22 protein-coding genes are annotated in these 25,720 nt (G+C 68.0%); 14 read left to right on the forward strand and 8 right to left on the reverse strand.

Annotation, left to right across the window (positions count from 1 at the left end):
- Positions 1-12 precede the first annotated feature (12 nt).
- The gene (locus tag AC07VX_RS17450; RefSeq protein ID WP_493165642.1) at positions 13-2,355 is read left to right on the forward strand and encodes an alpha/beta hydrolase family protein; all 2,343 of its coding nucleotides are present in this window, start codon (positions 13-15) and stop codon (positions 2,353-2,355) included.
- A 138-nt stretch (positions 2,356-2,493) separates the two neighbouring features.
- On the opposite strand, the gene AC07VX_RS17455 is transcribed toward AC07VX_RS17450, so the two are convergent.
- From AC07VX_RS17455 to AC07VX_RS17465, 3 genes are all read right to left on the reverse strand, one after another.
- Entirely contained in the window at positions 2,494-4,329 is a 1,836-nt protein-coding gene (locus AC07VX_RS17455; protein ID WP_493165641.1) for an asparagine synthase-related protein, read from the reverse strand.
- A gap of 13 nt (positions 4,330-4,342) precedes the next feature.
- The gene (locus AC07VX_RS17460) at positions 4,343-5,062 is read right to left on the reverse strand and encodes a lasso peptide biosynthesis B2 protein (RefSeq protein WP_493183921.1); all 720 of its coding nucleotides are present in this window, start codon (positions 5,060-5,062) and stop codon (positions 4,343-4,345) included.
- A gap of 67 nt (positions 5,063-5,129) precedes the next feature.
- Positions 5,130-5,249 carry a rubrivinodin family lasso peptide gene (locus tag AC07VX_RS17465; RefSeq protein ID WP_493165639.1) on the reverse strand — a complete coding sequence of 40 codons (120 nt, stop codon included), beginning with the start codon at positions 5,247-5,249 and terminating at the stop codon, positions 5,130-5,132.
- Between the two features lie 355 nt (positions 5,250-5,604).
- On the opposite strand from AC07VX_RS17465, the gene AC07VX_RS17470 reads away from it, so the two are divergent.
- Positions 5,605-6,570 carry a transposase gene (locus AC07VX_RS17470; RefSeq protein ID WP_493165638.1) on the forward strand — a complete coding sequence of 322 codons (966 nt, stop codon included), beginning with the start codon at positions 5,605-5,607 and terminating at the stop codon, positions 6,568-6,570.
- A 39-nt stretch (positions 6,571-6,609) separates the two neighbouring features.
- Here the strand turns inward: AC07VX_RS17470 and ugpQ are convergent, their stop codons facing one another.
- Positions 6,610-7,341, reverse strand: a complete 732-nt coding sequence (gene ugpQ, locus AC07VX_RS17475) for a glycerophosphodiester phosphodiesterase (protein ID WP_493165637.1) — start codon at positions 7,339-7,341, stop codon at positions 6,610-6,612.
- 49 nt (positions 7,342-7,390) lie between these two features.
- On the opposite strand from ugpQ, the gene AC07VX_RS17480 reads away from it, so the two are divergent.
- From AC07VX_RS17480 to AC07VX_RS17490, 3 genes are read left to right on the forward strand one after another with little or no spacing between them, the layout of a single operon-like run.
- The gene (locus AC07VX_RS17480) at positions 7,391-11,248 is read left to right on the forward strand and encodes a DUF3683 domain-containing protein (RefSeq protein ID WP_493165636.1); all 3,858 of its coding nucleotides are present in this window, start codon (positions 7,391-7,393) and stop codon (positions 11,246-11,248) included.
- Positions 11,245-11,610, forward strand: coding sequence for a 2OG-Fe(II) oxygenase (locus tag AC07VX_RS17485; protein ID WP_493165635.1), 366 nt, complete (start codon positions 11,245-11,247; stop codon positions 11,608-11,610). Before AC07VX_RS17480 ends, AC07VX_RS17485 begins: the two co-directional genes overlap by 4 nt.
- Before the next feature lies 1 nt (position 11,611).
- Positions 11,612-12,052, forward strand: a complete 441-nt coding sequence (locus AC07VX_RS17490) for an HIT family protein (RefSeq protein WP_493165634.1) — start codon at positions 11,612-11,614, stop codon at positions 12,050-12,052.
- Here the strand turns inward: AC07VX_RS17490 and AC07VX_RS17495 are convergent.
- Positions 12,025-12,525, reverse strand: coding sequence for a hypothetical protein (locus AC07VX_RS17495; RefSeq protein ID WP_493165633.1), 501 nt, complete (start codon positions 12,523-12,525; stop codon positions 12,025-12,027). The two genes, AC07VX_RS17490 and AC07VX_RS17495, sit on opposite strands and share 28 nt — an antisense overlap.
- A 434-nt stretch (positions 12,526-12,959) precedes the next feature.
- On the opposite strand from AC07VX_RS17495, the gene AC07VX_RS17500 reads away from it, so the two are divergent.
- Together AC07VX_RS17500 and AC07VX_RS17505 are read left to right on the forward strand one after the other, a co-directional pair.
- Positions 12,960-14,777, forward strand: a complete 1,818-nt coding sequence (locus tag AC07VX_RS17500; RefSeq protein ID WP_493165632.1) for a S8 family peptidase — start codon at positions 12,960-12,962, stop codon at positions 14,775-14,777.
- Between the two features lie 177 nt (positions 14,778-14,954).
- A complete protein-coding gene (locus tag AC07VX_RS17505; protein WP_493165631.1) occupies positions 14,955-15,794 on the forward strand; it encodes a hypothetical protein in 840 nt (279 codons plus the stop codon).
- 215 nt (positions 15,795-16,009) lie between these two features.
- Here AC07VX_RS17505 and AC07VX_RS17510 read toward each other — a convergent pair whose 3' ends face one another.
- The gene (locus AC07VX_RS17510; protein ID WP_493165630.1) at positions 16,010-17,377 is read right to left on the reverse strand and encodes a Fic family protein; all 1,368 of its coding nucleotides are present in this window, start codon (positions 17,375-17,377) and stop codon (positions 16,010-16,012) included.
- Between the two features lie 357 nt (positions 17,378-17,734).
- A complete protein-coding gene (locus AC07VX_RS17515) occupies positions 17,735-17,992 on the reverse strand; it encodes a helix-turn-helix domain-containing protein (protein ID WP_493165629.1) in 258 nt (85 codons plus the stop codon).
- 191 nt (positions 17,993-18,183) lie between these two features.
- Here AC07VX_RS17515 and AC07VX_RS17520 point away from each other — a divergent pair, with 191 nt between their 5' ends.
- The gene (locus AC07VX_RS17520) at positions 18,184-18,792 is read left to right on the forward strand and encodes a hypothetical protein (RefSeq protein ID WP_495122022.1); all 609 of its coding nucleotides are present in this window, start codon (positions 18,184-18,186) and stop codon (positions 18,790-18,792) included.
- 24 nt (positions 18,793-18,816) lie between these two features.
- Complete coding sequence (locus AC07VX_RS17525) at positions 18,817-19,290, forward strand: RNA polymerase sigma factor (protein WP_493165627.1); 474 nt, start codon at positions 18,817-18,819, stop codon at positions 19,288-19,290.
- 66 nt (positions 19,291-19,356) lie between these two features.
- Here the strand turns inward: AC07VX_RS17525 and AC07VX_RS17530 are convergent, their stop codons facing one another.
- Positions 19,357-21,384, reverse strand: a complete 2,028-nt coding sequence (locus AC07VX_RS17530; RefSeq protein ID WP_493165626.1) for a M13 family metallopeptidase — start codon at positions 21,382-21,384, stop codon at positions 19,357-19,359.
- A gap of 102 nt (positions 21,385-21,486) precedes the next feature.
- Between AC07VX_RS17530 and pstS the strand changes: the two genes are divergently transcribed.
- The 5 genes from pstS (at position 21,487) to epsE (ending at position 25,714) form a co-directional block, all read left to right on the forward strand.
- On the forward strand, positions 21,487-22,530 hold the full coding sequence (pstS, locus tag AC07VX_RS17535) for a phosphate ABC transporter substrate-binding protein PstS (protein WP_493165625.1): 1,044 nt from the start codon (positions 21,487-21,489) through the stop codon (positions 22,528-22,530).
- A 14-nt stretch (positions 22,531-22,544) separates the two neighbouring features.
- Positions 22,545-22,937 (forward strand): gamma-butyrobetaine hydroxylase family protein, encoded by a 393-nt coding sequence (locus AC07VX_RS17540; RefSeq protein WP_493165624.1) that lies wholly within the window; start codon positions 22,545-22,547, stop codon positions 22,935-22,937.
- 5 nt (positions 22,938-22,942) lie between these two features.
- Entirely contained in the window at positions 22,943-23,674 is a 732-nt protein-coding gene (gene ubiE / locus AC07VX_RS17545) for a bifunctional demethylmenaquinone methyltransferase/2-methoxy-6-polyprenyl-1,4-benzoquinol methylase UbiE (protein WP_493165623.1), read from the forward strand.
- A 253-nt stretch (positions 23,675-23,927) separates the two neighbouring features.
- Positions 23,928-24,887, forward strand: a complete 960-nt coding sequence (locus tag AC07VX_RS17550; protein WP_493165622.1) for an EpsD family peptidyl-prolyl cis-trans isomerase — start codon at positions 23,928-23,930, stop codon at positions 24,885-24,887.
- A complete protein-coding gene (gene epsE, locus AC07VX_RS17555; RefSeq protein ID WP_493165621.1) occupies positions 24,884-25,714 on the forward strand; it encodes a polysaccharide export protein EpsE in 831 nt (276 codons plus the stop codon). Before AC07VX_RS17550 ends, epsE begins: the two co-directional genes overlap by 4 nt.
- The last annotated feature ends 6 nt before the right edge of the window (positions 25,715-25,720 follow it).

Raw genomic sequence — 25,720 nt, forward strand, 5'->3', positions numbered from 1 at the left:
GCATCCCTACCTATGCCTTTTCTACGCCTTTTCCTTCTTCTGGTGCCGCTGGCCGCTGCCTGCCTGTCGCCCCGCGCCGAGGCCGCTGCGGCGCCGGCCGGACCCACGGTTCGCGAGGTGGTCGAGTTCAGGCGCATCCTCCAGCCGCTCAACCACGATCCCCATGAATTCGCCCAGCAGGTCTCCCCCGACGGCAGCCGGGCCTTCATCGTCACCCGCAAGGCCGATGTGGCGAGCGACCGGAACCGCTACGAGATCCAGCTTCTGCATCTGTCACCCGAACGCCTCGCCGAGCGCCGCGTGCCACAGCCGGAGACGGTGTTCTCGGTCGACGTTGCCGATGACGGCAACGACGCCTTCCCGGCCGTCAAGTCCGTCCGCTGGTGGGACGACCGCAGCCTCGTCTTCCTTGCACGCCTGAAGGACGACAACCTGCAGGTGTACCGACTGGACCTGCCCAGGCGCGAGCTCGTGCAGCTGACCCGCGAGGGCAGTCCCGTCGTCTCGTTCGCCGCCTCGAAGGACATGCGGCGCCTGGTCTATGCGGTGCAGGTCCCCAACCCGCCCCTGCCGGCCGGCGCGCACAGCGTCGTCGTGGGCAACCAGTCGCTGTGGAACGTCAAGTTCGGCCAGGACCACCTGCCGCTGCAGGCGCGCAAGTACCGCTACTTCGTCGCGGACCTGGGCTCGAGCCAGGCGGCACGTCCCCTGGGCGAGGCCTTCCCGGAAGGCAATGGCAGCATGCCGGAAGCCGACATCTCGCCCGACGGGCGCTGGGCCCTGCTGTCTCGCTATGAGCCCGAGCGCACGCTGGCCTGGTCACGCATCTACCCGCTGCTCAACGAGACGATGACCCTGTACGGCCCGGGCCTGCGCAGGGATCCGCTGGGCTACTACTCCGGAACCTTTGTCTACAAGGCCCGGCGCATGGTCGCCTGGCAACTGGACGAAGCCCGGGAGCAGGCCGTCCTGGATGCACCCGACGATGCCTTGACGGGCTCTGCCCAGGGCAGGAAGGACAGGTTCTGGCAGAACGGCGGGTCTTCGGTCGTGCTGGCGGGCACCCACCTGCCGGTGACGGGCAGCGCGGCGGATGCCAGCGCTTCGCACGTCATCGAATACTGGCCAGACAGCGGGCGCTGGCAGGTGATCGCGAAGCTGGCTGGCCGCCTGAGCGAGGCCCAGCCGCTCAGCGACGGATTCCTCGTGGTTGATGGCGGCCGGCAGCGGCGTTTCCAGCGCCTGGCTCAGGGGAGCTGGCAAGAGCTTGCGCCGGCGTCGGTGCAGGCCACCGAGTCCAGGTCCTCCTGGACGCTGAAGGTCAATGAGGGACTCAACGAGCCGCCGGACGTGTTCGCGACATCCCCGCAGGGCCAGACGGTCCGGCTGACGACCCTGAATCCCCAGTTCGAGGCCAGGTCCTGGGGAACCATGCAGCCCTACACGTGGCGCGATGCCCGGGGCCGCCGATGGGACGGCGGGCTGATGGCATCCGGGGATGCTGGCCGCCGCGAGCGGCTGCCCCTGGTGATCCAGACCTACGGGTTCTCTGCGGCCCGCTTCTACCTCGACGGGCCCAACCGCGGGCAGGGCGCCACCAGCGCCTTTGCCGGGCGCGCCTTCCTTCGCGAGGGGTTCCTCGTGCTTGCCATGCCCATCCGGCCCGACCGCGGCCCACCGGGCGACGGCTACGAGCAGCTGCGCATGTTCAACGACGGCGTCAAGGCGGCCGTGAGAAGCCTCGTGAAGTCCGGCCGCGTGGACCCCGCACGCGTCGGGATCATCGGCTGGAGTGCGACCGGCCTGCGCGTGCTCAACCTGGTGACCTTCTCGCGGCTGCCCATCCGCGCGGCGACCCTCGCCGACGGCGATGAGAACTCGCTGTTCTCGTACACGCTGACCTATGGTTTCGCGGACTCCACCCGCCAGCACAAGGAGCTGACCAACCAGGGCCTGCCCTATGGTCCGACGCTCCAGCGGTGGGTCGACAACGACGCCTCGCTGCACACCGACTGCATCCGGTCCGCCCTTCGCATCGAGAGCTACGGCAGGCCGCTCAAGAACAACTGGGACGTGTACGGGCTGCTCCGCCGGCAATACAAGCCCGCCGAGATGATCGTCATCCCCGAAGGGGGCCACGCGCTGGCAACGCCGAGCGAGCGGATGATCTCGCTGCAGGGCAATGTCGACTGGTACCGGTTCTGGCTCAAGGGTGAGAGACGCGCCGAGCCGCAGTTCCCGCTCGAGAGCGTGGCGTCGTTGAAGGCCCAGTACGAGCGATGGCAGCAGATGCAGACGCTCAAGGCCAGAGACGATGCCGGGCCGAGATGTCGTCTTCCCGAAACCTGGAAATGAACCTGCGCCTCGGTCTGCGGCCCTGCGCCACGCAGGACCCGCAGCGACAGCGGCCTGGGGTGTCTGCCTGCTGACCCTGGCCGCGCCCCCGACGGGCAGCGGCGCCGAGCGTGCAGGCCCAGGCCGTTGCCGGAAACGTCAGGACCCAGGGGTGGTTTCGCCAGTCGCCCCCGGGGCGAATCGCCGCAGCCAGCATTCCACCGCGATGCAGTTGTGGATCTCGCCCACGTGGGTCCCTCCGGCCGAGGGCCGGTCGGACAGCGCAGCTTCCAGCCTGGTGCGGTCGAGCAACCCCTGCCGGGCCAGGTGACCGCCCAGCAGCAGGTCACGCGCAAAGTCCAGGTGGCGACGCAGCACCGCGGTCACATGGTCATGGGTGCTGCCCTTGGAGCGCCGCTGGGCGATCTCCGCCGGGATGGCGTCGGCAAAGGCGCGTCGCGCCAGGCCTCGCCCGATGCCCCCCGCCGTCAGCACGAAGCTGGGCATCGCCAGGCAAAGCTCCACCAGCGGCTGTGACCTGAAGGGGGTGACGAGTTCCGGCGCGGCCTCGGCCAGGTAGGGGTCGTAGACCTCGGCCGGGCAGATCAGCTCGCAGACCTGGTGGTACTTGCAGATGGGCAGGTCCGGGGCTTCGAGCAGGTCCGGGTGCACCGCCCGGGGCAGCTGCCGCACCGCGGCCTGCCGCGCCTCGGCGTCAAGCAAGGTCTCCTGCCCGACGGCTTCGTCGAAGGGGTTCCCACGGAAGGCGCGGTCCCTCACCGCGTTCAGCATCGATTGCCAGACCGAGACCCGCCCCAGGCGGGCCGCGTCCATCGCAGCCCGGACGAAGCCGCTGCCTAAGCCGTGCAGCTTCAGATAGTCGGCGGCGGGCCAGGTGCAGCGGCGCTCGAGGAAGACCTGGTCGCCGCCCGACCCCGTGAAGAGGGCCCGGGCCCCCACGGCGGCGGCGGCCAGCGCATCCAGCCGGCCCGATCCCATGCGGCCCAGGTAGCTGGCGGGCCTCGGCGTACGGGCAACCTGGAGCACGCCCGGCAGGTCGAAGTGGCTGTCACGGACCTGCTCGATGAGCGGCACGCCTGCCCGGAGCGCCGCCAGGCGCGCATAGACACGCTCGTCGCTGTCCGCTCCCGGCGAGTGGTAGTTCAGGCAGGCCAGGCGCTCGTGCGGCCGTCCCTCGCAGAGGCTGCTCAGCAGTATCGAGGAGTCCACGCCGCCAGACAGCCGCAGCAGGATCGATGGGTAGCAGGCCGCCCAGTGCTGCGCGCAGGAGACCACGACCTGCCGGAGCTGCGCGGCGCCTTCGTGGACGTCCTGCCCGCTCGGTTGGCGGGCCACCTGGACGGCGCTCCAGAGCAACTGCGGGCCCGGGCCCGGTGAGTGCAGCGCGGCCAGCTCGCCCGGCAGGACCGGCACGACCTCGCGCAGTGCGCTGGCACGCCCGCCCAGCTGACCGAGCATCAGCTGAGCCATGACCATCTCCCAGTCGACGCTGAAACGCGGGGGAACCTCGAGGACCTCGAAGAGGTCCTCCAGCCAGGAGAAGGCGATGCACACGCCGTCGACCAGTGTCCGGTAGCAGGGCAGCAGGCCCGAGGGGTCCCGCAGCACACGGCCCTGTCCCGTCCAAGAGGGCAGGAAGGCGACATAGCGGCCCCAGAAGTCCTCGACCAGCGAGCGGCCGTCCGTGAAGACGATGCGATGCGCCTCATCCGCCGAAAGCACGACGTCGCCCGACGCGGCCGGCCTGGCGTCGCGCCGCCGGAACAGCCGCCCAAGGATCACGCCCTGGCGGGACGGCAGGGGATAGGCGCCGTTCACGCCAGGCTCGTCGCCGCAGACATACACCAGCAGGCCCGGGCCGCGCAGCACCGGCCGCCACGCCGCGTTGCCCGCGAGTCGCCGGTCGATTCGGCTGGCGGCATCGGCCTGGTCCTTGGCGCAGGCCTGCCAGCACAGGGCGACGTAGCGGAACATGCGTCAGGTCCGCTCAGACGACCAGGATGGGCTGGTAGCGCCGCACGTTCTCGTGCAGGTCGTTCAGCACCACCGGACCGTCCTGCACCCACGAATGGGCAGCAAAGGGCCGCGTGCGCACGCCCACGACCCATCGAGGGAAGAGGCCACGCCTGCCCAGAAATCGGACCAGCGTCAGGGAGTCATGCAGGCAGCGGTCATGGGCCGAGAAGACGAAGGGGCGCACGGCCATGTACTCGGCAACAGCGGCAGACAGACGCTCATGCGATGCGGTGGGGCGGGTGCCGGCCCGCTGGCGCCGGGTAGCGACGGCCCGCGCGATTGCCGCCAGGCTGCTGCGCCGGAGCCGAAAGGCGGTCACGGCGGCGTCTGCCCACAGCTGGACCAGCGGCCGCCATCCGAAGCGGGTTGCCTGCAACGCGTCCTCGAGCGGCAGCGTCCCGAGCGGCTCGTCCAGTCGGGTGTGAACAGGCAACGGCTGGGTCCAGGGGCTCAGCAGCTGCCGCTCGACCAGCGTCGCGATCTGCGCCGCCAGCTTTTCTTCTTCGAGGCCGCCGGCGCCTTCGTCGCCGGCCTGGGGCCAGCCGCCGATGGTCCGGGCCAGTGCCGGGAGCAGCGGGCCCCCGACGCCGAGGTACCGGTTGCGGATCAGGTCCAGCAGGATCACCTGGTCACCGACCCGGCAGGCTCGCACGTGGTCGGCGAGGCGCCATCGGCCGTGGGAGGGGGACATCGGGGGGGCGCCTGCTGCAGGAAGGCGTGCGGCCGCGGGGCCGCACGCCCGCTGATCGCTCAAGCGATCAGATCTCGCGCCGGGTCAGGACCGGGTCTTCCTCGGTGAGCAGGCCAAAGGCCGAGCCCTTGGTCTCTTCCTTGGCGTCGCCCAGCTCGACGATCTCCAGTTCCAGTGCTTCGTTCATGACGTTCTCCTTCAGTAGGTTGAGGTCGGAATCGCCTGCCGCGGCATGCGTCAGGCCAGCAAAAGTTAGCGGTCACCACGCCTGCGCCGCAATCAAAATCTCCGATGAATTGAGGCGTTCGGTTTTCCGACGCGCTCGAGGTTCATGGGCGGGAAGCGACGCGGCGGACCACGCGGAGCTGGCGCAGCCGCGCTTCATTCGTTCGGAGCGTCGACGGCATCCGGCGCGCCGGGGCGCGCCGTCGCGGTGCCGGACAGCGGATACAGCCGTCCCGTGGCGCGTCCCTGACCGAACGTTTGTTGTGAGGGTCGTTCGCCGGCATTGAGGTTTTTGCGCGCCGAATCGTCATGGAGTCATGGAGCACGCCATGGCGCCCAGCGCACTGTCGACGACCTGGCACATCTGCTGGCAGGCGGCGATGGGCCGCAACCTCCTGGCGGACCCGTTGCTGATCAGGCGGATCCGGGGGCGCCTGCTGCAGGCCCATGGACGGCATGGCCGGACCCTGCTGGACTATCTCCTGACGCCGACGGAGATGCATGTGGTGTCGATGCTGCCGCCCGGGGACAGCCCGGGCGCGATGGACAGGGAGGTCGCGAGCATCGTTTCGCGCTGGGTCCGGGAGACCCAGGGCACACGCGGTCCGGTCTTCGTCGACCGCTATCGCGCGCATCGGATCGAGACGGTCAGCGAACTCAGGGCCGAGATCCGGATGCTCGCCTGGCGCCCGGTGACGGCCGGGCTGTGCCGGCGGCCGACGTACTACGTCCATGCGGCTGTGCGCATCGCGCTGGGACTCGCGCTATCCGATGGGTTCGATTCACGCGCCTTGCTGGGCTTGTTCGGCGGGACCGTGCCGCAGGCACGACGGACGCTGCATGCCTTCATCGTGCGTCGCCCCTCGGCGGAGGAATCCGTCGCGTGGGAGCTGGCCCATGGGCTGTGCCTGGCCGTCGGCTGCCTGGGCCCGAAGTCACGCATGGCGCGTGAGGTCAAGGCATGCACGGCGGCCCTGGTCGCGGCCGCCCACCCCCACGGGATAGACGGCGCGCTGCGCCTGCTCGAGGCCTGGGTCGCCTGCAAGCTCGCCCAGCCAGAGACCGACCCGGCGGCAGGCCCGCGCGCTCGGGCCCTGGTTGCGGGCCTGGCCGTCAAGCTCGAGCTTTGTCCGGCCGCGTCGGTGGCACGCTACTTCGGACGGGCCCGGGCAACGCTGTGCGAACAGATGGCCGACAGCCGACGCCGGCCGCTCGACCAGCAGATCCTGAGTACCCCGCTGCCCAGAGTCGTGGAGGAGGCCGTGGCACTGTCGCTCAAGTAGGCGAGGAGCGCAGGCGTCGAGGCCCGCCGCGAGGCAGGCTCAGCCCGGGCCCAGCCGATCCACGGCGTCCGTGATGATCCCGTCGATGCCGTCGGCCATCAGCCGATCGGCCACCGCCGCGTCGTTGACCGTGTAGACCAGCGCGCGCCAGCCGCGGGCGTGCAGGCGCTCGATCAGGCTGCGGTCCATCAGCCGCCAGTTCGTGATGACGGCGACGACGCCCAGGGACTCGGCCGCCTCGGCCCAACCATCCCAGAGCTCATCCAGCAGCAGGCCGCGGGGCAGGGCGGGTTCGGCGTCGCGCGCCGCCGCCAGGGCCTCGGGCTTGAAGCTGCTCAGCAGCGGGGGCAGGGCACCCGCCCACAGCCGTGCGGCCTCGCGCGCCACGGCGGCACCGGTGCGGGCCTCCTCGCCGGGGCAGGGCTTGATCTCCACGTTCAGCGCGCAGCCGTTGGCCTGGCAGAAGGCGGCGATCTGCGCGAAGCGGGGCAGGGGCTCCGCGGCATAGGCCGGGCTGTGCCAGCTGCCGGCGTCGAGCCGGGCCAGGCCCGCCCAGTGCTGCACCGCCGGCGAGCCCTGGCCGCTGGTGGTGCGCTCCAGGGTGTCGTCATGCAGCAAAAAGGCTTCGCCGTCCTGACTGAGCTTGACGTCACATTCGAAGGCTCGGAAGCCAAAACTGCTGCCCAGCCTGAACGCGGCCAGCGTGTTCTCCGGGGCGAGCTTGCCGGCGCCGCGGTGGGCGAGCCAGAGGGGATAAGGCCAGGGCTGCATTCACCGGATTCTGAGGGGAAATACCCCGCTGCGATAATTCGTCCCCTCTATGAATGCCCCGCATCCCCTGGCGCCGGCTGCCGCTGAAGCAGCCGACACCGACGCGCCGCGCCTGCGCGAGATTCCCTACAACTACACGTCGTTCTCCGACCGCGAGATCGTCATCCGCCTGCTGGGCTCCCGAGCCTGGCAGCTGCTGGATCAACTGCGGCTGGAGCGGCGCACGGGTCGATCCGCGCGCATGCTCTACGAGGTGCTGGGCGACATCTGGGTGGTGCAGCGCAACCCCTACCTGCAGGACGACCTGCTGGACAACCCCAAGCGCCGCGCCCTGCTGATCGAGGCCCTGCACCACCGCCTGGGCGAGGTGCAAAAGCGCCGCGACCCGGCGAGCGACCCGCAGCGCGACGCCGCCGTTGGCGAGCTGCTGGAAGCCGCACGCGGCGCCGTGACGGAGTTCGCCAAGTTCTTCGACAGCGTCGGCAGCCTTCGCAAGCGTGCCGCCAAGACGCTGGCGCGGCACACGGCCAAGGACAACATCAAGTTCGACGGCCTCTCGCGCGTGTCCCACGTGACCGACGCGACCGACTGGCGCGTGGAATACCCCTTCGTCGTGCTGACGCCTGACACCGAGGCCGAGATGGCCGGGCTGGTGGGCGCCTGCTTCGAGCTGGGCCTGACCGTCATCCCGCGCGGCGGCGGCACCGGCTACACCGGTGGCGCGGTGCCGCTGGTGTGGAACAGCGCCGTCATCAACACCGAGAAGCTGGAAGCGCTGCGTGGTGTCGAGATGCTGCGCCTGCCGGGCCTGGACCGCGAGGTGCCGACCATCTTCAGCGAGGCCGGCGTCGTCACGCAGCGCGTGGCCGACATGGCCGAGGCCAACGGCTTCGTCTTCGCGGTTGACCCGACCTCGGCCGAGGCCAGCTGCATCGGCGGCAACGTGGCCATGAACGCCGGCGGCAAGAAGGCCGTGCTGTGGGGCACGGCGCTGGACAACCTGGCCAGCTGGAAGATGGTGACGCCCGAGGCCAAGTGGCTGGAGGTGATCCGCCTCAACCACAACCTCGGCAAGATCCACGACGTCGAGGTGGCGAGCTTCGAGCTGCGCTACTTCGACGCCTCGGGCACCAAGCTTGAAAAGACCGAGGTTCTCAACATCCCCGGCCGCGTCTTCCGCAAGGAGGGCCTGGGCAAGGACGTGACGGACAAATTCCTCGCCGGCCTGCCGGGCATCCAGAAGGAAGGCTGCGACGGCCTCATCACCAGCGCGCGCTGGATCGTGCACCGCATGCCGGCGCACACCCGCACCGTCTGCCTCGAGTTCTTCGGCAACCCCAGGGACTGCGTGCCCAGCATCGTCGACATCAAGGACTACATGTTCTCGATCGCTGACACCGGTGTTTTGTTGGCCGGCCTGGAGCACCTGGACGACCGTTACCTGAAGGCGGTGGGCTACGCCACCAAGAGCAAGCGTGGCGGCCTGCCCAAGATGGTGCTGGTGGGCGACATCGTCGGCGATGACGCCGACGCTGTGGCGCGCGCGACCAGCGAGGTGGTGCGCCTGGCCAACGGCCGCTCGGGCGAAGGCTTCATCGCCGTCAGCGCCGATGCGCGCAAGAAGTTCTGGCTGGACCGCAAGCGCACCGCGGCCATCAGCAAGCACACCAACGCGTTCAAGGTGAACGAGGACGTCGTGATCCCGCTGCACCGCATGGGCGAGTACACGCTGGGCATCGAGCGCATCAACATCGAGCTCTCCCTGCGCAACAAGCTGGCCCTGGTGACGGCGCTGCAGGCGCTGTTCGCGGCCGGCAGGCTGCCGCTGGGCAAGAGCGACGACGCCGGCGAGATCCCGAGCGCCGAACTGCTGGAAGACCGTGTGCAGCAGGCGCTGGTGCTGCTGCGCGAGGTGGGGGGGCTTTGGCGGCAGTGGCTGGACGGCCTGGACACCGGCTTCTTCGAGGGACTGCAGACGCACGAGCTGCGCGCCTCGTGGAAGGTGCAGATCCTCAAGCCCCTGCAGTCCATCTTCAGCGGCGCAGCCTTCGAGCCGCTGCTGGCCGAGTGCCGCCGCATCCACAAGGAGGTGCTGCGCGGGCGGGTCTGGGTGGCCCTGCACATGCATGCCGGCGACGGCAATGTGCACACCAACATCCCCGTCAACAGCGACAACTACGAGATGCTGCAGACGGCCCACGAGGCCGTGGCGCGGATCATGGTGCTGGCGCGGTCGCTGGACGGTGTGATCTCCGGCGAGCACGGCATCGGCATCACCAAGATCGAGTTCCTCAGCGACGACGAGCTCGCCAACTTCACGGCCTACAAGAAGCGCGTCGATCCCGAGGGCCGCTTCAACAAGGGCAAGCTGCTCAAGGACGCCGCGCTGCCGGCCGATCTGCGCAACGCCTACACGCCGTCCTTCGGCCTGATGGGCCACGAGTCGCTGATCATGCAGCAGAGCGACATTGGCGAGATCGCCAATTCGGTCAAGGACTGCCTGCGCTGCGGCAAGTGCAAGCCGGTCTGCGCCACGCATGTGCCGCGCGCCAACCTGCTCTACAGCCCGCGCAACAAGATTCTTGCCACCTCCCTGCTGGTCGAGGCCTTCCTCTACGAGGAGCAGACGCGCCGCGGCGTGTCGATCAAGCACTGGCAGGAGTTCGAGGACGTGGCCGACCACTGCACGGTCTGCCACAAGTGCCTCACGCCGTGCCCGGTCAAGATCGACTTCGGCGACGTGACGATGAACATGCGCAACCTGTTGCGCAAGATGGGCCAGAAGACCTGGCGCCCCGGCAACGCGGCGGCCATGTTCATGCTGAACGCGACCAACCCCGAGACCATCAAGCTGGCCCGCACGGCCATGGTGGGCATCGGCTTCAAGGCCCAGCGCCTGGCGGTGGACCTGTTCAAGCCCGCCGGCCGCAAGCAGACGGCAGCGCCCCGCGCCACCGTCGGTGCGGCGCCCATCAAGGAACAGGTCATCCACTTCATCAACAAGAAGCTGCCGGGCGGCCTGCCCAAGAAGACGGCCCGGGCGCTGCTGGACATCGAGGACAAGAACTACGTGCCCATCATCCGCCCGCCCGAGAGCGCGAGCGAGACGGAGGCCGTGTTCTATTTCCCCGGGTGCGGCTCGGAGCGCCTGTTCAGCCAGGTGGGCCTGGCCACGCAGGCCATGCTCTGGCATGCCGGCGTGCAGACGGTGCTGCCGCCGGGCTATCTGTGCTGCGGCTACCCGCAGCGCGGCTCGGGCCAGTTCGACAAGGCCGAGAAGATGATCACCGACAACCGGGTGCTCTTCCACCGCGTCGCCAACACGCTGAACTACCTCGACATCAAGACCGTCGTGGTGAGCTGCGGCACCTGCTACGACCAGCTGCAGGGCTACAAGTTCGAGGACATCTTCCCCGGCTGCCGCATCATCGACATCCACGAGTACCTGCTGGAGAAGGGCATCACGCTCGGCTCCAAGACCAGCTACCTGTACCACGACCCCTGCCACTCGCCGATGAAGCAGCAGGAGCCGATGAAGACCGTGAAGGCGCTGGTCGGCGAGAACGTCGTCAAGAACGAGCGCTGCTGCGGCGAGAGCGGCACCCTCGGTGTGACGCGCCCCGACATCTCGACGCAGGTGCGCTTCCGCAAGGAAGAGGAGTTGCGCAAGACCGAGGCCGCGCTGCGCGAGAGTGGCAAGGTCGGCGCCAACGAAAACCTGAAGATCCTGACCTCCTGCCCGAGCTGCCTGCAGGGCCTGACCCGCTACGGCGACGACCTGCAGAACGGCCTTCTCGAAGCCGACTACATCGTCGTCGAGATGGCGCGCCAGATCCTTGGCGAGAACTGGATGCCCGACTACGTGGCCAAGGCCAACAACGGCGGCATCGAGCGGGTGCTGGTGTGACACTGGCCGGGTACCTGCGCACCGCCTTGCGGTGGCAGCGCGGGCGCCAGGGCAGTGGCTACGACAAGATGCTGCTGCTCACGGCACGCTGGCCCTTGCCCTTCGACAGCTACCTGATCCGCTACCCCGAGGGCAGTTCGATCCCGCCGCATACCGATCCGGTGCAGGCCGGGCGCCACTACCGGCTCAACGTCGTCGTGAAGGCTTCGCCGCGTGGCGGCGACTTCGTCTGCGCAACGCCGATCTGGCAGAGCCGGCGCATCAAGTTCTTCCGCCCCGACGCCTGCGAGCACAGCGTGACGCGCGTCGAAGGCGGCAGCCGCTATGTGCTGTCGCTGGGCTGGGTACTCGGAGACCGATGACATGAATTGCCCGCTCTGCACGGCCGACGGCGGCCTCGTCGTCGCGCGCACCCCGAAGTTCCGCGTCGTGCGCGTCGTCGAGGGCGACGAGGCACGCCGTTTCCCGGCCTTCTACCGGCTCATCTGGTCCGACCATGTCGCCGAGTTCAGCGACCTCCCGGTCACGGATAGACACGCCTGCATGGAAGCTGTCACCGAGATCGAGCGGACCTTGAGGTCTTTGCTCGTGCCGACCAAGGTCAATCTCGCCACGCTGGGCAATGTCGTGCCGCACCTGCACTGGCATGTCATCGCGCGCTTCGACTGGGACAGTCACTTCCCGGCGCCCGTCTGGGCCGCCGCGCAGCGCGATGCGCCCGCCGATGCGGCAGCCCGCTTGAGGCTGCCGCTGGCACGTGTGGACGAGGCCCTGGCTCAGTCCTTCAGCAGCGCCAGCCGGTAGCCCGCGCGCGTGAAGCCGGCCATCTGCTGGCGGCGGTCGTCGGGGTCGATGAAGTCGACGCGGAAGCGGTAGATCTGCGGGCCTGACGATGCGACCTGCTGGCCGCAGTCCAGGCCATTGATCGCCTGGCGCACGGAGCGCTCCACGGCGTTGGAGATGCCGCTGGCGCTGACGGCGGTGATGTCGCCGCCGTCCATGACGATCTGCACCTTCACCTGGCCGACGCGGCGCTCGCGTTCCCAGGTGGTCTGCAGCGCGTCCTGCAGCTGCGTGTCGATGGCCGCGCAGCCGGCGCGCAGGTCGTAGCGCACGGGGGCCTCGACGACGCGGCCGCTGATTTCGACGCGTTCGAGGTCGCCGGGAGCGGCCAGGGCCGGGCCGGCGGTGAGGGTCAGTGCGGCGGCGCAGGCGATGCCGGCGAACAGGCTGTTGAGCAGGGGTGTGCGCTGGGCAATCGAGTAGCGGGTGGACATGACAAGCTCCTGTCGGGGTTCTGGGGCAGGTGGCGCAAAACGCGTCGACCTGTGCTCAGGCTAGGCGCGCGGTCGAACGGACCCAAGCCGCAAGCGATGAGTTGCCGGTGGCATGCGACGACACGCTGAAAACGCCGGTTGAATTGCGCAGGCCGCCGCGCGTGCGTTTGAGCGTGCGGATGCCACTCGTCACGGGTGCTGTCATCGGGGGTTCCCCGCTCGGGTTACTTCCGTCACTGCGGTGGGTGACAAGCCTGACTTCGCGCCGCGGACACACTGCGCGCCGCTTCGGATGGCGCCATGTCGGCCGCGGACGTTGGGTTGTTGGGTAAAGAGTCCTGCCGGCGAACTGAAAAACCAGTGGCGCTCCACGCGGAGATCCCGCAGGCCGAGCCGGCACGCCGTCCGCCACGGTGACTTTTCGGAACCACCAAATGAGTTTTGCTTTTTCCAACAAGAGAACCCTGCTCGCCCTGGCCTGTGGCCTGCTGACGGCGGGTGCGGGTCAGGCGGGCGTGTCCAACGCCCAGGTCGACCAGGGCCTGGCCAGCGTGGCCCCGCGTGCTGCCAGCACCGACCGCCTCATCGTCAGCTACCGCGACGCCTCCATGGCCGACGCCAAGGACGCCACCGTGCTGCGCGCGGTCGGTGTATCCGCCTCGGCGCTCGACGCCCGCCTGAGCGCCGTGAACGCGGCGCTGGCCGTGCGCGGCGCCAAGGCCCGCCTGCTGCGCCAGATGGGCACCGGCGCCCACATCTACAAGCTCGACAAGTCCCTCTCGCACGGCGAGATGCAGAGCCTGGCCAACCAGCTCAAGGCGGCCGACGCCAACATCGCCTACGCGGAACCTGACCGCAAGATGTACCCGATGTTCGCGCCCAACGACACGAGCTACGGCTCGCAATGGGACCTCTACGAGACGACCGGCGGCATTCGCGCCCCGGCGGCCTGGGACCTGGCGACGGGCACGGGCGTCGTCGTCGCCGTCATCGACACGGGCTACCGCCCGCACGCCGACCTGTCCGGCCAGATCGTCGCCGGCTACGACATGATCAACGACACCGCCGTCTCCAACGACGGCACGGCGCGTGACAGCGATCCGAGCGACCCGGGCGACTGGGTGGCCGCCGGCGAATGCGGCACCGGCCAGCCGGCCAGCAACTCCAGCTGGCACGGCACCCATGTGGCCGGCACCATCGCTGCCAAGACCAACAATGCCACCGGCGTGGCCGGCATCGCGTTCAACGCCAAGGTGCAGCCGGTGCGCGTGCTGGGCAAGTGCGGCGGCTACACCTCGGACATCGCTGACGGCATGGTCTGGGCGTCGGGCGGCACGGTCTCGGGCCTGCCCGCCAACGCCACGCCCGCCAAGGTCATCAACATGTCTCTGGGCGGTGGCGGGGCCTGCGACACGACGTCCCAGAACGCCATCAACAGCGCCCGCTCGCGCGGCACGACCGTCGTCGTGGCCGCCGGCAACGAGAACCAGAACGCCAGCAACTCCAACCCGGCCAACTGCTCCGGCGTCATCGCCGTCGCAGCCACGGACCGCAACGGTGCGCGCGCCTACTACTCGAACTACGGTGCCATCGTGACGCTCGCCGCGCCGGGCGGTGACGTGCGTTCGAGCAGCAGCAACGGCATCCTGAGCACGCTGAACGCCGGCACCACGTCGCCGGGCGCCGACAGCTACGCCTATTACCAGGGCACCTCGATGGCCACGCCCCATGTGGCCGGCGTCGTCGCCCTGATGATGAGCGCCAAGCCCACGGCCACGCCCGACCAGATCAAGGCCGCCCTCGTCAGCAGTGCCCGTGCCTTCCCGGGCAGCTGCTCTGGCTGCGGTGCCGGCATCCTGGACGCCGCCGCCGCCGTCACGGCCATCAGCGGCACGACGCTGCCGACGGTCAACGAGACCGAGTCCAACGGCAGCATCGCCACGGCCAATGCCGTGACGTCGCCCGCCATCGTGGCCGGCTCGATCAGCTCGACAAGCGACACCGACTACTTCAAGGTGACGCTGCCGGCCGGCAAGACGCTGGCCGCGACGCTGACCATGGGCAGCAGCAGCAACGACTTCGACCTCTACATCAAGAACAGCGCCGGCACGACGCTGGCCAGCAGCGAGAAGGCGGCCGGCCAGGTCGACAGCGCGAGCTATGCCAACGGAGGCTCGGGCTCGGTGACGCTGTACGTGCAGGTGCTGCGCTACAGCGGCACGGGTGCCTACACGCTGAAGCTGCAGTGGTGAGCGACACGGATCGCTGAAACGGACGGGGCCTGGACAGGCCCCGTTTTTGCCTCGGGGCAGCCGGGAGGAATCTCCACAGTGCTGTGGATTCCGTCGGACGCCGCCGGGTGCACATTTCGGTGTCGCGCCCGACCCCGGCTTTGCCCAGGGTCCGCGCCTGTGACGCCAGGAGACGCCATGACCTCGGTTGCCATCAAAGGGATTCGCTACAGAGTCAAGCCCGAGGAGGCGGACAGATACGGCCCCTTCCAGCGCAAGTTCCTCGCGGAGGGGGATTCGTGGATGGACGCCAGCGCCTGGAACCAGGGCTCGCTGCCGGAATACCTGGCCCGCGAATACAACAATCTCGGGCGCACCAACCTCATCGTCAACATCGCCACGTCAGGCCACACGCTGACGCGCATCACGGACATGATGAGCGACGACTTCATCTGGTGGCTGGACCAGGACGAGTACAGCGGCATCCTGCTCAGCGCCGGAGGCAACGACTTCATCGATGCGGCGCGCGACGTGCCGGCCGGCATGGGGCTGCTGCACGACATGCGCAACAAGCCGGTGCCGGCCAACGGCTACGAATGTGTCCGGCAGGACGCGCTCAAGGATCTGGTGGCCTATCTCAACAAGAACTTCGACGCGATCTATCAGGCGCTGCGCCACAACCAGAAGAACGCGAACACCCCGCTGTACCTGAACTGCTACGACACGCCGGTGGCGCGCGATGCCCCGGCGTTTCGTGATTTCTCGGGTCCCTGGCTCTACACGGCCTACCAGAAGAACGGCATCGATCCGGGCCTGTGGAAAAGCCTGACCGATGGGCTCTTCGCGGACATCCAGAAGACTGTCGAGGGATGGGCCACCGGCCGGGTCGGCGTCTTCCCTGTCAAGACGACAGGCCTGCTCAGCCCGGCCGATCCCGACGCAAAGGGCGAAAGCGGCGACTGGGTCAACGAAATCCATCCGAACAAGAGCGGCTGGAAGAAGCAGGTCCCGGCCTGGCTGGCCGTGCTGCCGCCCTGAACGGAGCGGGCCGCCTGCGGAGCATCAAGAAAACGGGCCCTGTCGGGCTAGCCGGTGGCTTAACTGTTGATGGACCAGGGGCCTCGCGGGGGCCCTTCAGACCGCCTGATTGGAGGCCGCATCCCTTGGGTGCGGCCTTTCCTCTTGGCGCTTTGGGTCGCAGCGACGGCTCGCGCCCGGAGACTGTGGTCGTCAGACTGCCTCAAATTGGCAGGTTACCTGGGCCGTCCGGCGACAATCCATCTCTGTGTCACCCCTCGCGCGAGGTTATAGCGGGCACAGTTGTACTGCTCCAGGTGGTCCAGTTCGGTGTTCGCAATGGAGCGCAACGCCGCCAGGTCAGCGGCGTCGACGGGCACCTCCGAAAATGCGTCATCCAGTGTTCGACCGTAAAAGACGACGAGCTGCATTAGCTCATTCAGGCCCTGTCGATACCGGGCTCGAAGCGGGTCGGGAACGGCCAGGGACGCTCGCAGCACGCTGTACTTCTGAATCGAGCGACGGTAAATGAATTCAAACAGCTCGACTGCTGCGGCGACGTTGCGCTGTTCGTAGATACCGAGCATGGCTGTCGCATAGTCCGTGCGCTCGACGTCCAAGAAGGACAAGGGCGCGCAGTTGTACAGCATGAGCGGCATGTTGGCGCTCAGGCGACTCGTGCGCTTGTTGCCATCCTCAAAGGGCTGCAGGTAAGCCACGTTGACCCAAAGGAAGAATGCCGCCTCCACTGGGTTTCGAATGCGCCGGACCTTGTCGATGATGGACTTCAGCGTCTCTTCCAGGAGTGTGGGGATGTTGCTCGGGGTATAGACGGAGCCGTCGATGTTCACCACGCGCCGACGGATGCTGCCAATGTCCCGCGCGTCCTTCAGGAGGTCCTTCATCAGCTTCGCCTGTAAGTCGACGATGACTGGCATCGTGATGCCCTCTGTCGGCACAGCGTCGACCATGAACTCGATGGCGTTCTTATGGTTGAGCAGCATCAGGGCGTCTTCATCGAGGGGGCCTGACTGCTCCCCGAGCTCGAACAGGACCTTGGTGTCGAGCAAGCTCTTGTTGTTGCCCTCCAGGCGAGCTGACGACCAAGACAGGTCGATGAGGAGCTGTTCCAGAACCTCTCGGGCATAGGTTCCTGCCGGCTGCTGGTCTCGGCTACGGCCTGCATTGAACAAGTCTGTGGCCAGCTGCGGTGGCAGCAAGCTGGACTGGTTCGGGATGTAGTCGTCCACAAAACTGCTTTCGTAGCCTACGGGGGTGCGAGTTCCCAAAGGCGCGCGAAGCGCTTCCACCAAAGGTAGGGCAGCCGGCGACCACTGCAGCAGCCCAAGCCCCGGCGTGGGCGTGGCTGGAGGCAAGACGCTCAGCGCAGCCTTGGCCGCAACTGTGGCCACGTAACGGGTAGACCGGCCGTCACCCAGCTTCTCCAGAAAGCCAGAAGCCAGGAGGTCTCGCAAGGCCCGGTTGATGGTGGGCCGAGATGCCTGGAGGGCTTGCTCCAGTGCAGCAGGCTGTACTGGAGCCGTTGCGGCCAGAACTAGGCGCAGCAATGCCCCGTGACGGGGAGGCAGGGGCGGGGCGGTCATTCGGAAGGGAATCTTGTCAATCTCGTCATCCGAGAAGATTTGGCGCTTAATTTCGTCATGACGACAAGATTAAGGGCTAATCTTGTCGAGCTGATAAGTTTATGACAAGATTGATGATAAGAATAGGGGCGGGCGGAGCTCCCTGGCTGCGCCGGCTTGCGGGCTTCGTATGGCCGATCGCTTGTCAAGCCACGCCTACTTTGAACTGAACGAACGCAAGTGGCCTGCGGCGATGCGGGGCAGCTCTCTGACCAACCCGCGGATATCAGTCTGATCCATCGCCACAGCAGACTTTGCGCCGCATGTCCGCAGGCCGCTTGCGTTCGCTATCGACATGTTTGACAGCGAGCGGCCATATCAGGCGTTATCGAGCGGGTCCGAGAACCTCTCCGGATCGACGAGGTCGCGCAGCGGGACGCTCAGCGCTGCTGCCAGCCTGCTCATGCTGTCGATTGAGAGATTGCGAGCTGCCCGTTCCACGTCGCTGACAAAGGTTCGGCTCAATCCAGCCTCATAGCCGAGCACGTCTTGCGACAAGCCGCGGATAAGGCGAGCGCGCTTCAAGTTCTTGGCGAAGACCAGGCGGTCGGGGGTCGGCTTCTTCGTCTCTGTCATCTACGCGAAGCATCCGAAATCAACGCGCTGACTACCACTTTGTTTGAGAGTCCTTGTGCTTTATTTGAGAGTCATTTAAGCTTGGTTCGTTGACCAAACAACCCCCGAACAGCGCGAATTGCCCGTGCGCGGCGTTCCTCGGCGCGCAATTTCGATGCACTGCGCGAGACGGCTTGGCCAAGGAGCAAGCGATGAAGACGTCCATGACCAGCACCATCGGCTTTGCGGGGCTGCCTCTTTGTCGCTCGTATGTCGCTGTGCAGTTCGACCTTGTTTCGGTGCGACTGTCCGCAGAACAGGGCTTGTGCAGCGAGCCGCTGCTCTGGGGGCTGGGGGGCCTTTGCGACGGCTCGCCCGATTTCATCGGAGCCTGGGAAGTGCTTGGCGCTCCGGGTTCGCTCTGGCGCGAGGTTGCGCAAGACCTGCGGGTTCGCGGTGTCGAGCGCCTTCGATTCGCGCTTGGCCGGGACACCGGGGACATGCGGGCCGCTCTGGGTGATCTCGCGGGGTGCGAGGTCCTGGGAGTAGAAGGGGCGACCCTCGATGCCGCTGCGCTGGAAGCATTGCTGCCCGGGCACCGACCGTATGTCGAGCGTTTGCTCGAGGTGACGGCGGCGGTGCATCGACGCCTTGAGCGAGCGCTGAATCGCCATGGACCGTTTTCCGGAACGGCCCCTGCGTCCAGGTTGCTTCATCAAGCCGCTGCGCGCGCAATCGGCGCCGAGTGGCCGGCACCGCCGGCAATGCCGATCCGGATTCCGCAATGCTCGGTGGCTGAGCGGCCCGTCGCCGGCCGCTGATACCGGCTGGCGCTGCCGGTAGTCATGAACCTGAAGACGACATTCGCGAGTGTGCGCGCCGCACTGCTGCGCCGCGGGCGCAGCGCCCAGGAAGCGGATGACCTGGTGCAGGAGGCCTGGGTACGCCTGGCCTGCTACGAGCGCGATCAGGTGGTCGAGCAGCCGGAAGCGTTCATGATGCGCACTGCATTGAATCTGTCCATCAATGCGCACCGAGCCCGGCTGACTCGCGGCGACGAGGTGCTTGTCGAAGAAGTCGTGCTCATCGACCTCTCGCCGACGGCAGAGGCCACCTTGCTGGCCAAGGAACGGCTTGAGCGCCTGAGCCTGGGCGTCAGCCGCTTGAACGCCAGGACGCGTGCCATCTTCCTTGCGCACCGGGTAGATGGCCTCGCCTATGCCGAGATCGCGAGACTCCACGGCGTGAGCGAGACCGCCGTCCAGAAGCATGTCGCCAAGGCCATGGTCCAGCTCACGGCCTGGATGGATGGCTGGTAGCCACGCAAGCGACCGCGGCCCCACCGCAGTGGGGCCGCAGGTGTGCCTGGCTGGCTCTGCTGCTTCTTACCAGACCGAGATCGGATCCGCCGAGACCATCGGGCTGCCTGGCTTGCAGCTGAAGGCCTGAGCGAAATACGGCGTGTTGCTCATCGGTGTCAGCACGCGGTACCTGGCGGGCGAGTGCGAGTCGGTGCGGATCTGGTTGATCAGGAACTCCATGCGCACCTTGGTGCGCCAGATCAGCGCGTTGCTGATGAAGAAGCGCTGCGCCGGCGTGTAGCCGTCGATCTTCTTGTCGGCCTGCCCGGTGCGCTTGAGTGCGCGCTGCAGGCCCTCGAAGGCGATGGGCATGCCCGAGACGTCCGAGATGTTTTCGCCCAGGGTCAGCTTGCCGTTGATGTTGTAGCCCGGCAGCGGCGAGATCGCGCCGTAACGCGCCGCCACCTTGTCCGCGCGGGCCTGGTAGCCGGCCGCGTCGGCAGGGGTCCACCAGTCCGTCAGCGAGCCGCCGGCGTCGAAGTTGCGGCCGCTGTCGTCGAAGTGATGCGTGATCTCGTGGCCGATGACCATGCCGATGCCGCCGTAGTTGCTGGCGTCGTCGGCCTTGGCGTCGAAGAAGGGCGGCTGCAGGATGCCGGCCGGGAAGGTGATCTGGTTGAGCCCGCCCGCGAAGGCGTTGACGATGTGCGGGCTGGTGCGCCAGCGACCGCGCTCCACGGGCGAGTCCAGGTCCTTCATCTGGCGATCGCTGTGCCACAGCGCCACCTTGAGCCAGTTGCCGGCGAAGTCGTTGCTGCTCAGCTGCAGGCCTTCGTACTGCGGCCACTTCTCGGGCGCGCCGATCATGGGCTGCATCTGCGCCAGCTTCTCCAGGGCGCGGGCCTTGGTGGGCGGCGTCATCCACTCCAGCTTCTCGATGCGTGCCTTCATCGCCGCGCGCACGTCTTCCACGAGCAGCAGGGAGCGGCGCTGAGCCTCGGGCGAGAAGGCGCGGGCGACGAACAGCTCGCCCAGCGCCAGCGCGACCGGCTCCGTGCCGTAGCGGCCGCCGATCTGCACGATGACGTCCTCGTTGCGCGGCGGCGGTGCCTGCAGGCCCGTGACGGCCTTGCCACGGTATTCGAAGGACGCGTTCGCGAAGGCCTTGGGCAGGCGTGGCGCGGCGGCGTCCAGCACGCGCAGGGCCAGGTAGCTGCGCCAGACCTCCAGCGGCGTCTGCGCCGCCAGCTTGGCCACGCGCGTGGCGAACTCGGGCTGGGCCACGATGAATCGCTGCGGCAGCTTGGCGCCGGACGTCAACACGGCGAGATAGCTGCTCCAGTCCAGCCCCGGTGCGGCGGCGGCCAGCTCGGCCGGGCTCATGGGGTTGTAGTTGGCGTTGGGGTCGCGCAGCTTGGCGCGTTCGCGCGAGGCCTCGGCCAGCTGAGTTTCGAAGGCTAGCAGCGCGTCGATCTCTGCATCCCCGGCCGGGCGGCCCGCGGCGCCCAGCACGGCCCTGGCGAACTGGCGGTAGGCGGCCGTCAGGCCGCGGGTGCGCTCGTCGCTGCGGAAGTAGTCGTCGCGGTCCGGCAGCCCCAGGCCCGACTGGCCCAGGCCCAGCACGTTGCGGCGGGTGTCCTTGCGGTCGGGCTGCACGCCATAGCCCAGCGGCGCGGCCACGCCGCTGCGGGCCAGCAGCGCGATCAGGGCGGGCAGGTCCTCGCGGCGCTGCAGCGCGTCGATGCGATGCAGCAGCGGCGCGATGGACGTCAGCCCGCGCGCCTCGATGGCGGCCTCGTCCATGCCGGCGGCGTAGTAGGCGGCGATGAGCTTGAGCCCGGGCGTGGTCTGCAGCGTCGGCTCGTCGGCCAGCTCCTTCAGCGCGCGGTTCAGCAGCTCGTCGTTGGCCTGGCGCAACTGCTCGAAGCTGCCGATGCGGGCCCGGCTGGGGGGCAGCTCCGTGGCGCTCTCCCAGTTGGCGTTGACGAAGGCATAGAAGTCGTCACAGGGCTTGACGTCCTTGGACAGTCCATCCAGGTCGAGGGCCTGGGCGGCCGTGGCCAGGCCGACCAGCATGGCGGCGGCCAGGCGATGCAGGGGAAAGCGGTTCATGGGATGGAGGTGAAACCTTTGAAAACAGCAATTAGAGGATGGCTTCATCAACATGATGGAAGACACGGGGCATGATTACGGGTTTTCGCTAGTTTCTCGGTCATGTCATTTTTCTATCGCCTGACGCTGTCTCTTGCGGGCCTGTGCCTGTCCACGATCGTGTCCGCGCAGTCCGTGCACGGCCAGGGCGCCACCTTCCCGGCCAAGGTCTACGACACCTGGGCCAAGGCTTTTGACAAGAGCGGCGGCGGCAACGTCGGCTACAAGGGTACGGGCTCGGGCGATGGCATCAAGCAGATCTCGGCCCGCAAGGTGGATTTCGGTGGCACGGACGCGCCGCTGCCCGCCGCCGAGCTGGCCCGCCAGAAGCTCGTTCAGATCCCGATGCTGGTCGGGGGCGTCGTGCCGGTCGTCAACCTGCCCGGCCTGGGCGCCCCGCTGCAGTTCGATGGCGAACTGCTGGCCGACATCTTCATGGGCCGCGTGAAAGCCTGGAACGACCCCCGCATCGCGGCGCTCAATCCCGGCGCCGGCCTGCCGGGCCTGCCGATCAAGCGGGTCGTGCGCGCGGAGAAGTCGGGCACCAGCGAGGGTTTCAGCCGCTATCTGGCAGGGGTCTCGGCCGCCTTCAAGGCCGAGGTGGGCATCGCCCAGGCGCCGGCCTGGCCCGGCGAGCCGCTCAAGGCCGAGGGCAACGACGGCATGGTGCAGACGCTGCGGGCTACGCCGGGCGCCATCGCCTACGTCTCCTACGACCGCGTGCTGCGCGACAAGCTGGCTCCCGTGAAGCTGCGCAACGCGGCCGGCCGCTTCGTGCTGCCGTCGGAGCCGGGCTTTCGCGCGGCCATCCTGGAAAGCGACATGTACCGCCAGGGCGACGACCTGGCCACGCTGCTGGACCGCCCGGGCAACGATGCCTGGCCCATCACGCTGACCAGCTTCGTGCTTGTCGACGCTGAGCCGGCGACCGCCGCCAAGGCCCTGGGCACCTTGAGGTTCCTCTACTGGTGCTTCATGCACGGCGACGACCTGACCCGCGGCACCGGCTTCGCGCCGCTGCCCGTCAGCGTTCAGTCCCGCCTGGCCGCGCGCTTCACCCAGGTCAGGCCCCTGGACGGGCAGCTGCCGGCCTACCAGGCGTTCTGAGGGACACTTCCGGCATGGCCTCGCCCACCGAACTCACCGTCCACCAGCACTCCCGCGTGCTGGAGATCGCCTTCGACGACGGCGCGCGCTTTCGCATCCCGTTCGAGCTGATGCGCGTCTACAGCCCTTCGGCGGAGGTCATGGGCCACGGCCCGGGCCAGGAGGTGCTGCAGACCGGCAAGCGCGACGTGGGCATCACGGGCCTGGAGCCCGTCGGCCACTACGCCGTGCGCCCCGAGTTCTCCGACGGCCACGCCAGCGGCCTGTTCTCCTGGGACTATCTCTACAAGCTCGGCAGCCAGCAGGACGCGCTGTGGCGCGACTACGAGGCCCGCCTCGCCGCCGCCGGCAAGGGACGCGACGACCCGATGCCGGTCAAGGCTGGCGGCTCCTGCCACTCGCACTGATTTCCATGACTCAAACCCACTTCGGTTTCCAGCAGGTCAACGAGAACGAGAAGGCCAGCAAGGTCCGCGGCGTCTTCGACTCGGTCGCGTCCAAGTACGACCTCATGAACGATGTGATGTCGGCCGGCCTGCACCGGGCCTGGAAGGCCTACACCGTGCAGGTCGCCAACCTCAAGCCCGGCGAGCGGGCGCTGGACATCGCCGGCGGCACGGGCGACCTCTCGCGTGCATTCGCCCGCAAGGTGGGCGAGACCGGCCTGGTCGTGCACACCGACATCAACGAGGCCATGCTGCGCCAGGGCCGCGACCGCCTGCTGGACGAGGGGCTGATCCTTCCCACCAGCCTGGCCGACGCCGAAAAGCTGCCCTTCAAGAGCGAGAGCTTCGACCTCGTCAGCGTGGCCTTCGGCCTGCGCAACATGACGCACAAGGACCAGGCACTGGCCGAGATGTGCCGCGTGCTCAAGCCGGGTGGCCGGCTGCTGGTGCTGGAGTTCTCCAGGATCGCCGAGCCGCTGCGCAAGCCCTACGACTGGTATTCCTTCAACATCCTCCCCAAGCTGGGCTCGCTGTTCGCCGGCGATGCCGACAGCTACCGCTACCTGGCGGAGTCCATCCGCATGCACCCCGACCAGGCGACGCTGAAGGCCATGATGAAGACGGCCGGCTTCGGCCACGTGGACGTGCACAACCTCAGCGCCGGCATCGTCGCGCTGCACGCCGGCATCAAGTGCTAGGGCCGTAGCGGCTCGCCACGCCTGCCCGCCCGGCCGGACCGCGCCGGCGGTCCCTTTTCGACTGCTCGATTTCCCTCCCCCCAAGAACGTGGGGGAGGCGGAACTTCGTGCTTGAAATCGCTCTAACCGCGGGTCGCTCGCGAAGCCGGTAATGGCTTCGTAGCGGTCCCAGAAGCGACATATGCCGCCGCTACACTCGTCCGCTCATTAGGGCGGGGGAGCCCTTCCTCCAGATAACAAGGACCTTCAAAAGATGGCAACGCGACTCATCAATCACCGTGCCTCCCTGCTGCTGACCGTTGTTGCGGCCACGGCTCTGCTGGTGGCCTGCGGTGGCGACAAGGGTGACAAGGCCTCCCAGACGGCGGCCAAGGTCAACAAGGAAGAGATCACCGTCCACCAGATCAATTTCGTGCTGCAACGCCAGCCCGGCCTCAAGCCCGAGCAGGCCGAGGCCGCCAGCCGCCAGGTGCTGGAACGGTTGATCGACCAGGAACTCGCAGTCCAGAAGGCCCAGGAGCAGAAGCTCGACCGCGACCCCCGCGTCGTGCAGCAGATCGAGGCCGCCAAGCGCGAAATCATCGCCCGCGCCTATGCCGAGCGCGTCGGCGAGTCCGTCGCCAAGCCCAGCGCCGACGAGATCTCCAAGTACTACAACGACAAGCCGGCCCTCTTCAAGGACCGCCGCATCTACAGCCTGCAGGAACTGCAGATCGAGGCCAAGCCCGAGCAGTTCGAGGCCATCCGCGCCAAGCTCGCAGCGGCCAAGAACCTCAACGAGTTCGCCGAATACCTGAAGTCTGCCGAGCTGCGCTTCAACGGCAACCAGGCCGTGCGCGCCGCCGAGCAGCTGCCGCTGGCCAGCCTGGACGCCATCTCCAAGATGAAGGACGGCGACTCCATGCTCAGCCCCAACCCGGCCGGGCTGACGGTGCTGTTCCTCGTCGGCTCGCGCAGCCAGCCCGTGGACGAGGCGCGTGCGCGCCCGGCCATCGAAGCCTTCCTGCTGAACCAGCGCAAGGCCGAAGCCGTCCAGAAGGACGTGAAGGCGCTGCGCGACGGCTCCAAGATCGAGTACGTCGGCAAGTTCTCGCAGCCCGCACCGGCCGGCGCGCCGGCAGCACCCGTGCTGCCCGCCGCCTCCGAGGCTCCTGCGCCCGCTGCCAGCGGCCTCGACTCCGCCTCCATCTCCAAGGGCATGGGCCTGAAATGATGCGCATCGAAGCACTGCTCCTCGCCGCGGCCCTGGGCCTCGGTGCTCTGGGCGCCCAGGCCCAGGTTCAGGCGCCGGCCACGGCGGCAGCGGCCGAGTACCGGCTGGGCGCGGGTGACGTCGTCCGCGTCGTGGTCTACCAGAACCCCGACCTGACGCTGGAGACCCGCGTCTCCGAAACGGGCGTCATCAGCTACCCGCTGCTGGGCAGTGTGCGCATCGGCGGCCTCGGCGTTAGCGCCGCTGAAAAGCTCATCGCCGACGGCCTGAAGAGCGGCAACTTCGTCAAGTCACCCCAGGTCACGCTGATCCTGCTGCAGGTCAAGGGCAACCAGGCCAGCGTGCTGGGCCAAGTCAACCGCCCGGGCCGCTATCCCATCGAGACGACCGACATGCGCATGACCGACCTCCTGGCCAATGCCGGCGGCGTGGCCACGACTGGCGGCGATATCCTCGTGCTCAGCGGCACGCGCGCCGGCAAGCCCTACCGCCTGGAGATCGATCTCCCCAGCGTCTTCGGCCCCAACACCGAGGCAGGCCGCGCCAACGACGTGCTGATCCAGAACGGCGACGTCCTCTGGGTCGACCGCGCGCCCCTCGTCTACATCTACGGTGAAGTGCAGCGCCCTGGCCCGATGCGGCTGGAGCGCGGCATGACCTTGATGCAGGCCCTGGCCTCCGGCGGCGGCCTGAACCAGCGCGGCACGGAGCGCGGCATCCGCGTCCACCGCAAGGCGGCCGACGGCAAGGTGCAGGTCGTGCAGCCGGGCATGGACGACGCGCTCAAGGACGGTGACGTGGTCTACGTCAAAGAGAGCCTGTTCTGATTTCGG

Source organism: Roseateles sp. GW821-FHT03B02 (assembly GCF_059421025.1).